This is a genomic window from Photobacterium gaetbulicola (assembly GCF_003025515.1).
Classification (GTDB): Bacteria; Pseudomonadota; Gammaproteobacteria; order Enterobacterales; family Vibrionaceae; genus Photobacterium; species Photobacterium gaetbulicola.
In genome coordinates, this window is record NZ_PYME01000021.1 from 92,873 (window position 1) to 101,614 (window position 8,742).

The 8,742-nt window shown below is 48.5% G+C and carries 8 protein-coding genes, 1 rRNA gene and 1 riboswitch; of the genes, 6 read left to right on the forward strand and 3 right to left on the reverse strand.

Going from position 1 to position 8,742, the window contains the following annotated elements; genetic code table 11:
- Positions 1–45: 45 nt before the first annotated feature.
- Positions 46–1,461 carry a Si-specific NAD(P)(+) transhydrogenase gene (gene sthA, locus C9J03_RS18080; protein ID WP_044622116.1) on the reverse strand — a complete coding sequence of 472 codons (1,416 nt, stop codon included), beginning with the start codon at positions 1,459–1,461 and terminating at the stop codon, positions 46–48.
- A 317-nt stretch (positions 1,462–1,778) separates the two neighbouring features.
- Here sthA and fabR point away from each other — a divergent pair, with 317 nt between their 5' ends.
- Complete coding sequence (gene fabR / locus C9J03_RS18085) at positions 1,779–2,411, forward strand: HTH-type transcriptional repressor FabR (RefSeq protein ID WP_044622115.1); 633 nt, start codon at positions 1,779–1,781, stop codon at positions 2,409–2,411.
- 23 nt (positions 2,412–2,434) lie between these two features.
- Entirely contained in the window at positions 2,435–2,806 is a 372-nt protein-coding gene (locus tag C9J03_RS18090; RefSeq protein ID WP_039466869.1) for a YijD family membrane protein, read from the forward strand.
- A gap of 58 nt (positions 2,807–2,864) precedes the next feature.
- Here the strand turns inward: C9J03_RS18090 and trmA are convergent, their stop codons facing one another.
- Positions 2,865–3,971 (reverse strand): tRNA (uridine(54)-C5)-methyltransferase TrmA, encoded by a 1,107-nt coding sequence (gene trmA / locus C9J03_RS18095; protein WP_044622114.1) that lies wholly within the window; start codon positions 3,969–3,971, stop codon positions 2,865–2,867.
- Positions 3,972–4,117: 146 nt separating this feature from the next.
- Positions 4,118–4,343, forward strand: a riboswitch (cobalamin riboswitch).
- A 39-nt stretch (positions 4,344–4,382) separates the two neighbouring features.
- On the opposite strand from trmA, the gene C9J03_RS18100 reads away from it, so the two are divergent.
- From C9J03_RS18100 to murI, 3 genes are all read left to right on the forward strand, one after another.
- A complete protein-coding gene (locus C9J03_RS18100; RefSeq protein WP_044622113.1) occupies positions 4,383–6,230 on the forward strand; it encodes a TonB-dependent receptor domain-containing protein in 1,848 nt (615 codons plus the stop codon).
- A 49-nt stretch (positions 6,231–6,279) separates the two neighbouring features.
- The gene (locus C9J03_RS18105; protein ID WP_044622112.1) at positions 6,280–6,942 is read left to right on the forward strand and encodes a Dph6-related ATP pyrophosphatase; all 663 of its coding nucleotides are present in this window, start codon (positions 6,280–6,282) and stop codon (positions 6,940–6,942) included.
- Positions 6,943–7,023: 81 nt separating this feature from the next.
- Positions 7,024–7,809 carry a glutamate racemase gene (gene murI / locus C9J03_RS18110; protein ID WP_044622111.1) on the forward strand — a complete coding sequence of 262 codons (786 nt, stop codon included), beginning with the start codon at positions 7,024–7,026 and terminating at the stop codon, positions 7,807–7,809.
- Here murI and C9J03_RS18115 read toward each other — a convergent pair.
- Entirely contained in the window at positions 7,781–8,230 is a 450-nt protein-coding gene (locus C9J03_RS18115) for an RNA recognition motif domain-containing protein (RefSeq protein ID WP_044622110.1), read from the reverse strand. The genes murI and C9J03_RS18115 overlap by 29 nt on opposite strands.
- Before the next feature lie 449 nt (positions 8,231–8,679).
- On the opposite strand from C9J03_RS18115, the gene C9J03_RS18120 reads away from it, so the two are divergent.
- A 16S ribosomal RNA gene (locus C9J03_RS18120) occupies positions 8,680–8,742 on the forward strand; the annotation flags it as partial.

Here is an 8,742-nt window from a genome sequence, read left to right on the forward strand (position 1 = left end):
TAAAAACGGAGCCAATTGGCTCCGTTTTGTTTAGTACTGTGCTTCTCAGAACAACCGGTTGAGGCCATTGAGGGCGGCGACCCGGTAGGCCTCGGCCATGGTCGGGTAATTGAAGGTGGTATTGACGAAGTAGTCAATGTTATTACCTTCCCCTTTTTGCTCCATGATCGCCTGGCCGATATGGATGATCTCGGCAGCACGCTCACCGAAGCAGTGGATCCCGAGGATCTCACGGGTTTCGCGGTGGAACAGGATCTTCAGGCTACCCACCTCGGTCCCGGCAATCTGGGCCCGGGCCAAATGTTTAAATTGCGAACGGCCAACCTCGTAGGGTACCTTTTCGGCAGTCAGTTCTTGTTCGGTTTTGCCCACTGAGCTGATTTCCGGAATAGTATAGATTCCGGTCGGAATATGGTCGATGAGTTGGCCCTCGGCTGCGCCGTTGGCAATGGCCTGGGCAACGAAGCGGCCTTGGTCATAGGCAGCGCTGGCAAGGCTCGGGTAACCAATGACATCGCCCACGGCATAGATATGTTCGATATCGGTACAATAGTTATGGTTGACCTTGAGCTGGCCGCGGGAGTCGGGCATTAGGCCGACTTTGTCCAAATTCAGCTTGTCGGTATTCCCGGTGCGGCCGTTGGCATAGAGCAGACAATCGGCGCGCATTTTCTTGCCGGATTTCAGGTGCAGGATCACCCCATCTTCCGTTCCCTCTATTTGGTCGTAGACTTCACCGTTGCGGATCATCACCCCGCTGTTCCAGAAATGATAGGACAGCGAGTCGGAGATCTCGTTGTCAAGGAACTCCAGCAGGCGATCCCGCGTATTGATCAGATCGACCTTGACCCCGAGACCGCGGAAAATCGACGCGTACTCACTGCCGATGACACCGGCACCATAGATGATGATATGTCGGGGATCGTGCTTGAGCTGCAGGATCGAATCACTGTCGTAGACCCGGCCATGGGTAAAATCGACATCACCGGGCTGGTAGGGGCGAGACCCTGTGGCAATGACGAACTTGTCGGCGCTGTAGTGCTCCCGGCTGCCGTCGGTTTTTTTCACCACCACATTGTGGCTGCCGGTGAAACTGGCCTCGCCAAAGATAATGGTGCATTGGTTGCGATCATAAAAGCCTTGGCGCATACGGGTTTGCTTGTTGACCACATCTTGGGCATGGCCAAGGATTTGGCTGAAGGTACTGTGTAGGGTGGAGTTATTTTTGCAGTAGAGTGGATTTTGGTTGTATTCGATGATTCGGCTGACAGCATGGCGTAACGCTTTGGAAGGAATGGTTCCCCAATGGGTACAGCCGCCACCAACACTGTCTTCACGTTCTATTATTGCCACATTGTATCCGGCTTTGGTTAGCCCCATGGCAGCCCCTTCACCACCTGGACCACTGCCAATAATAATGGCATCAAAGTGTTGGGTGGAGGAGTGTTTGCTTTTCGTCATGCTTGGCCTTATTTATCATCCTGGCAACATTGCTAGCGTGTTATTTTAACTTCTTCTAAAGCAAGGTAGAATTGGTGTGCTGCGATAGGGAGCGGATGATCACGTTGCCGATTTATTTTTGCAGCAAAAGTTGGAGGTTGGTGGAGATTTTCGCTGCCACCTGACTGGTTGTGGACTTTGTGAGCGACTAGAAAAACTGGCAAGAACGACTTTGATTAAGCGTCGGTCAGGATTTACTATGTTTTGATGGCAGTGAAAAAGCGCGTATAGTGACTATTAATTTGACGCAAGATAACTCAAAGAGAAACAAAAACCCCATGGGAATCAGGGCTCAGCAGAAAGAAAAAACCCGCCGTTCGCTGATTGATGCTGCCTTCAATCAATTAAGTGCAGAACGTAGCTTTTCTAATTTAAGCTTGCGGGAAGTGGCCAGAGAGGCCGGTATTGCACCGACCTCGTTCTACCGTCACTTTAAAGATATGGATGAGCTTGGGCTGACAATGGTCGATGAGGGTGGCTTGATATTACGCCAGCTGATGCGCCAGGCTCGTCAGCGCATTGCCAAAGAGGGCAGCGTGATCCGTACGTCGGTGGAGACGTTCATGGAGTTCATCGAGAGCAGCCCGAACGTGTTTCGTTTGTTGCTACGTGAGCGTTCCGGCACCTCCCCGGCGTTTCGTGCTGCTGTCGCCCGTGAAATTCAGCATTTTGTTGCGGAACTTACCGAATATCTCGAGGCCAAAACCGGTGTGACCCATGATGAGGCGTTTACTCAGGCAGAGGCATCGGTCACCCTGGTCTTTAGTTCGGGGGCCGAGGCGCTGGATTTGGACAACCATGCCCGTGCAGAGCATGCAGAAAGATTGATTATGCAATTGCGAATGATTGCAAAGGGTGCTTATTGGTACCGTAAAGAGCGTGAGCGACGAGAGCTCAGGCAAAAACTCTAACTTTTTTATCTTGGTGAAAGGATATGAACAAGGAACAAACTAAAGCTGAACGCAAAACGCTGGTATTGTCATTGCTAGCAGGCCTGTGTGGTAATGCGACACTGGCAGTGTTTACTTCAAGCGCGGTGGCGTTTTCTATCTTCCCAGTGATTGCGTTTGCATTGGCTCTGTACTGCCTGTATCAGGAGTACTTGAGCAAGCCGATGGCGGAAGGCACGCCGGCGATTGCATTTGCCTGTTTCCTCGTAGGTGCATTTGGTTATTCGGCATTTATTCGTGCCCAGGTACCGGATATGGGGTCTAACTTCCTGCCACTGATCTTGGCATTGGGTTTACTTGTTTGGGTGGCGTATAAGCTAGGTATCATGTCGCCGAAATCCCAGCCTGAAGCTTAATGTCTTCCTCGATAGCGAGGGTAAAAAAAGGCGCCGGTTGGCGCCTTTTTTGTTTTCTTTATTTGCGCTCGAGCAGTACGCCAGCTTCCATGTGGTGGGTATACGGGAACTGATCAAACAGGGCAAAGCGGGTAATACGGTGCGTTTCAGACAAAATGTCCAGGTTGTCTTTTAGCGTATCCGGGTTACATGAGATGTACATGATACGGTCATAGCCTTGCACCATACGGCACGTGCCCTCATCCATCCCGGAACGTGGTGGATCCACGAAAATTGTGTTGCAGTTGTAGCTCTGCAGGTCGATATTCTGATCTTTCAGGCGACGGAACTCACGGCGGCCTTCCATTGCATCAGTAAAGTCTTCTGCGGACATGCGGATGATTTGTACATTGTCGATATTGTTTACGGCAATGTTGTATTGGGCTGAATCAACCGATGGCTTGGCCAGCTCTGTGGCCAGCACACGCTCGAAATTCTGGGCAAGGGCTAGCGAGAAGTTACCGTTGCCACAGTACAGCTCAAGTAGGTCGCCTTGGCTGTCCTGAGTACAGTCAACTGCCCATTCCAGCATTTTTTGGGCAACCTCCCCGTTTGGCTGGGTGAAGCTGTTTTCCACCTGCTTGTAAGTCAGTACACGCTCATTGACCTGCAGCTTCTCGATCACGAATTCTTGGTCCAGCACAATCTTCTGCTTACGGGCACGACCAATGAAGTTCAGCTTGAAGCCTTCGTCATTGAGGCGCTGTTTTAATGCCTTGGCTTCTTTTTCCCACTCGGCATCTAGCTGGCGGTGGTATAGCAGGGAAACTAAGATTTCGCCGCTCAGGGTAGATAGGAAGTCCACCTGGAATAGCTTATGGCGAAGTGCTTTTACTGGTTTCAGTGCATCAACTAAAAGAGGCATCAGATCATTGATGAGGCGGCTAGCCGCAGGGAACTGATCCACGCGGTATTTTTCGCGAGTCTCTTGGTTGAACATGATGTAGTAGAGATCTTCGCCTTCGTGCCATACGCGAAATTCAGCACGCATACGGTAGTGCTCGGCAGGAGAGGCAAACACCTCAAGCTCTGGTGTTTCAAAATCGGCAAAGATATTTTGAATACGCGCTGCTTTTTCATCTAGCTGTGACTGGTACTCAGCTGGATTGATCGTGGTGGATGCCATAAAGGTTGCCTCAAACTGCTCAAAATAAGAGCGCCAGATTTTATTGTATTGCTGACTGATGTCCAGTGCTGGACCGGATAAAATCGTGAATCAACCGTTATTTTAGCTGTAAAGCAATAACAACTAGACATTGGGATGTAGGATAATTAGCATGCAATTGCGCTGGTTAGCTTGCTTGCAGGCTGGGGAACACGGTGAAATTCCGTGACTGACGCGCAGCGGTGATAGAGAACGAAAGCACATGGACGTTCAGTTCCAAACACTGCTTCTATAACCTGTGCAATGCAGGTGTCTGAAGTGGGAAGTTGTTGCCTAGGTGGCCGTTCGGCCAAGCTCTTAAGTCCGAAGACCGACCAGTGTACCGAGCCGAGCAATGGCTCAGTAATCAACGCGACTTAAGGTATCTACATAATGAAAAAAACGCTTTTAGCAGTGGCGTTGGCACCCTTGTGCCTGCCGTCTATGGTTGTTGCCGACACGTCTACCGACGAAGTCATGGTAGTGACCGCTAACCGATTTGAGCAATCAGTTAAGAATGTGATTGCCCCTGTCTCTGTTGTTACCAAAGAAGAGATTGATGCCATTCAAGCCAAGTCACTGGCTGAGGTGCTTCGCCGCTTGCCGGGTGTGCAGGTGGTCTCTGGAGGTTATGGCCAAAATACAGAAGTATATGTGCGCGGTACGACTTCACGTCATCTATTAGTCATGATCAATGGGGTCCGAATTGGCAGCGCAACGCTGGGCAGTGCTGACTTTAGCCAAATCCCTTTGACAGGCATTGAACGTATCGAGTTTATCCGGGGATCAAGAGCAGCACTCTATGGCTCCGATGCGGTAGGTGGCGTATTGAATATCATCACGGCTTATCAGCCGGGTGAAACGTTGGCAGAGGTCAATGCTGGAGCGGGCAGTGATGGCTATTACCAGCTAGGCGGTTCAGTTGCCGGGGCAATTGGTCAAAATAGCTGGGGTAAAATAGCCCTGAAAGGTGAGCAGGCCGATGGCTTCTCTGCCCGCAAAGAGCCCTATGAACAGGATGATGATGGTTTCAAAAACCGTAATGTGGTTGCGGAAATTGGCACTCAGCTAAATGACAACTGGAAAGTTAGTCTCCAAGGTTACTACCATGACGGTGAAAGTGACTATGATGATGGCTATTTTGATTTTGTTACGGGGGACTTCATCTCAACGCCGAACGCCCAAACGGAATCATCATTGTATAACGTGGCTGCCAAGGTGGGTTATACCAATGACAACTTCATTAGCGAGTTGACTGTTGCGCAGAACCAAGATGAAGCACGCAACTTCAGTGATATCAGTGCAGGCAGCAAGATCAAAACCAAGCGTGATGTAGTGAATTGGCAAAATTACTACCAGTTGAATACTGATCTGGAATTCGGCGGGGGCGTTGAGTGGTATCGCGATTCGGTATCCAATAGCACGACTATCCTTTCAGAAGATGAGCGTGACAATACAGCGCTGTACCTTACCTCGATTTACCGTAATGATGCAGGGTTACAGCTAGAGGGTAGCGTTAGAACCGATGATAATGATAGCTATGGCCGCAATAATACTTGGCAGCTCGCTGCGGCTTATTCCTTCCTAACGAACTATCAGATCTCTGCTAATGTGGGCACCGCTTTCAAAGCACCGACATTTAATGACCTTTACTGGCCAGACTCCGGTAACCCAAACCTAAAGCCAGAAGACTCAACCAACTATGAAGTGTCATTATCGGGTACACACCAATTGGTAGACTGGCGGGTGACGGCCTATCAATCTGACATTGACCAGCTCATTGCATGGGCACCGATTGATCCCGACAACCCATTTAGCGACTGGATCCCGATGAATGTGGATGAAGCGCAGATCAAGGGACTTGAATTAACAGCTGGATTCAATACCGGGCCACTCTATCACGATATCAGTTATGACTATTTGGATGCTGAAGATAGCAGCACGAAGAAACAACTGATCCGTCGCTCTAAGCATAACGCGAAATGGAATGTCTCTTATTTGCTTGACCAATGGCAGTTTGATGTCAGTGCGCTATACAAAGGCAAGAGCTACGATGACGCAGCCAATACCAAAAGTTTGGATGCCTATACCTTGGTTGACTTGGCTGCAAGCTATTACTGGAACGACAACCTAATCCTACGAGGGCGAGTCGCTAATTTGTTCGACGAGGATTATGTGGCGAAAGAAACTTATAACGTCCAAGAGCGTAGCTACTATGCCACGGTAACCTACCAGTTCTAACTATACAAAAAGCCACCTACTGGTGGCTTTTTTATGGAGCCGTACTCAAATGAGTCCATTAAAAACGATTGTCAGCTGGTCTTCCGGTAAAGACTCGACCCTCACGCTTATCCGTTTACTTGAAGATCCCCGCTATGACGTGGTGGGTCTCTATACCACCTATGTTGAAAACGAAATCCCGTTCCAAGCAACACCTTTGAACGTTGTCCGAGCCCAGGCTGCTTTGACAGGCCTGCCATTAGTCGAAATTCCCTTACCTGAAGTGTTCCCATCGAATGATGTTTACCAGTCATTGGTCATTGATGGGGTACGAGCCTGCGGTCTGGGTGTTGAGGCTGTCGCTTTCGGGGATATGTTCTGCAATGGTATTGCCGACTACCGCCGTAGTTATATCGAGCCTGCCGGTTGGCAATGCCTATTCCCGTTGATGGGGCAAGACAGTCGTTTATTGGCTGATGAAATACTTCAGCGCGGGATTAAAACCTTACTGACTACAATTGATACCAGCCAATTGGATGGAAGCTATTGTGGTCAGTGGTACAGCCGAGCGCTTATCGATTCATTACCAGCCGGTGTCGATCCGTGTGGAGAGGATGGTGAATTTCATACCTTGGTGGTTGAAGCGCCATGTTTTCAACGGGACTTGGCGATTGAATTGACGTGGATAGAAAGACAGAGCCGTTTTCATTATCAGCGTTATTGTCTAGTGTAAAAATAACCTGGGTTATTTTGGTGAAGGCTTAAATTCGCAGTATGATGTTGCCCCTTGTGAGTGATACGGCAGAGAATAAGTGTGAAGCGGGTACTGATTTTTGATTCCGGTGTAGGTGGGCTTTCCGTATATCAGGAAATATATGCGCAGTTACCTAACGTTCACTATATCTATGCATTCGATGATGCGGCTTTTCCCTATGGTGAACTACCCGAAGAAGAGCTCATAGAGCGTACCAGGTATATTGTCTCGTTATTAGTTGAGCGACACACTGTCGATTTAGTGGTAGTGGCCTGTAATACAGCCAGCACGATTGTGTTACCGACACTCCGTGAATGTTTGGCGGTTCCGGTTGTTGGCGTCGTTCCAGCAATTAAACCAGCAGCAACACTCAGCAAGCGCAAGGTGATTGGGCTATTGGCGACACCAGCCACAGTTCAGCGTGAATATACCGATTTACTGATCAGCAAATTTGCTAGCCATTGTGAAGTGTTGAGGATTGGGTCAACGCGCTTGGTCGAAATCGCTGAGCAAAAACTTCGTGGCCAAGCGGTTTCCATTTCGGAGCTTAAGGCGATCTTAGCGCCTTGGCACGATAAGGTTGACTGCATTGTCTTAGGGTGTACTCATTTCCCATTAATTAAAGAGGAAATTTCACAAGCCCTGGAGGGGGGAGTGATTATTATTGATTCGGGACGGGCTATCGCCAATCGGGTGAAGGATTTGCTGGGGGAAATAACAATCGCCTGTAACGAGCCTAACCTGACATACAAAAGTGCCGCTGGTAACAACACAGCGGCACTCGATAGTAGCTTGGCGACAATGCACCTAGGACCGGTTAGATCTCTGCATTATCCCCGCTTTTAGGTTCATTGGCTTCGCGGACTTTCAACGTTCGTTGGCCATATTCCTTGTCATTCAACTGAGATATGGCATTTTCAGCATCGCTGCTGCTCATCACCACAAAGCCAAATCCTCGCCTTTTACCTGTTCGCTTATCTTTCATTAGGCGAACAGCAAAGACTTCTCCATGTTCCGAAAATAGCTTCTTCACTTCACTTTCATTGGCTCGATATGGCAGGTTGCCAACATAAAGGGTTTTACTGGCCTGGGATGAAGTGTGCTCTATAAAGGAATTTTTAGCTGGAATAAGGGGCAGGATAAGAGCAGTACAAATAGCGCCAAGAGCAAAGGCAATACCGGGCAGGATGGGAAGGAAACTAAATACTAAGCCCCCAACAACGGCGATTGCGAGAACCGGCATAAGAGATTGTTTGGATAATTTCATAAGTTAACTACATCGTCATAAGAAAAATAAGAAGGCGTTATTGGTTATTTTAACAACAAAGTCACATTGATATTACTTTCATTGACTTGGAATTGCTAGATAGTGAATGTGACGGCCCTCTAATGTTGAAATTAGAGGCGTTTATCTCACATTAGTAGAAATAATCGTCAGGTGGAAATTTTTTCGGAAAAAACACTTGTCAGAGTGATTCAAGTCTCTATAATGCCGCCTCACCGACACGGAGCACGGCGAGTTAAGCCGGCAACGTAGCGGATTGTTCTTTAACAATTTGACCATGCAATCTGTGTGGGCACTCGTGAAATGATAGTCAACAAAAGAATTATCAATGAAACTGAGTGACCAATACGAAATAGCTTCGGCTATATCGGCACAGTCAATTCATTCATTACTTCGGTAATGGATTAACAGTATTCATTGAGCCAAAACTTTAATTGAAGAGTTTGATCATGGCTCAGATTGAACGCTGGCGGCAGGCCTAACACATGCAAGTC

Excerpts from the sequence above, each read along its gene's own strand:
- C9J03_RS18105 (WP_044622112.1), top strand. The coding sequence starts at position 6,280 with ATGAGTCCATTAAAAACGATTGTCAGCTGGTCTTCCGGTAAAGACTCG.
- sthA (WP_044622116.1), bottom strand. The coding sequence starts at position 1,461 with ATGACGAAAAGCAAACACTCCTCCACCCAACACTTTGATGCCATTATT.
- C9J03_RS18090 (WP_039466869.1), top strand. The coding sequence starts at position 2,435 with ATGAACAAGGAACAAACTAAAGCTGAACGCAAAACGCTGGTATTGTCA.
- trmA (WP_044622114.1), bottom strand. The coding sequence starts at position 3,971 with ATGGCATCCACCACGATCAATCCAGCTGAGTACCAGTCACAGCTAGAT.
- C9J03_RS18115 (WP_044622110.1), bottom strand. The coding sequence starts at position 8,230 with ATGAAATTATCCAAACAATCTCTTATGCCGGTTCTCGCAATCGCCGTT.
- fabR (WP_044622115.1), top strand. The coding sequence starts at position 1,779 with ATGGGAATCAGGGCTCAGCAGAAAGAAAAAACCCGCCGTTCGCTGATT.
- C9J03_RS18100 (WP_044622113.1), top strand. The coding sequence starts at position 4,383 with ATGAAAAAAACGCTTTTAGCAGTGGCGTTGGCACCCTTGTGCCTGCCG.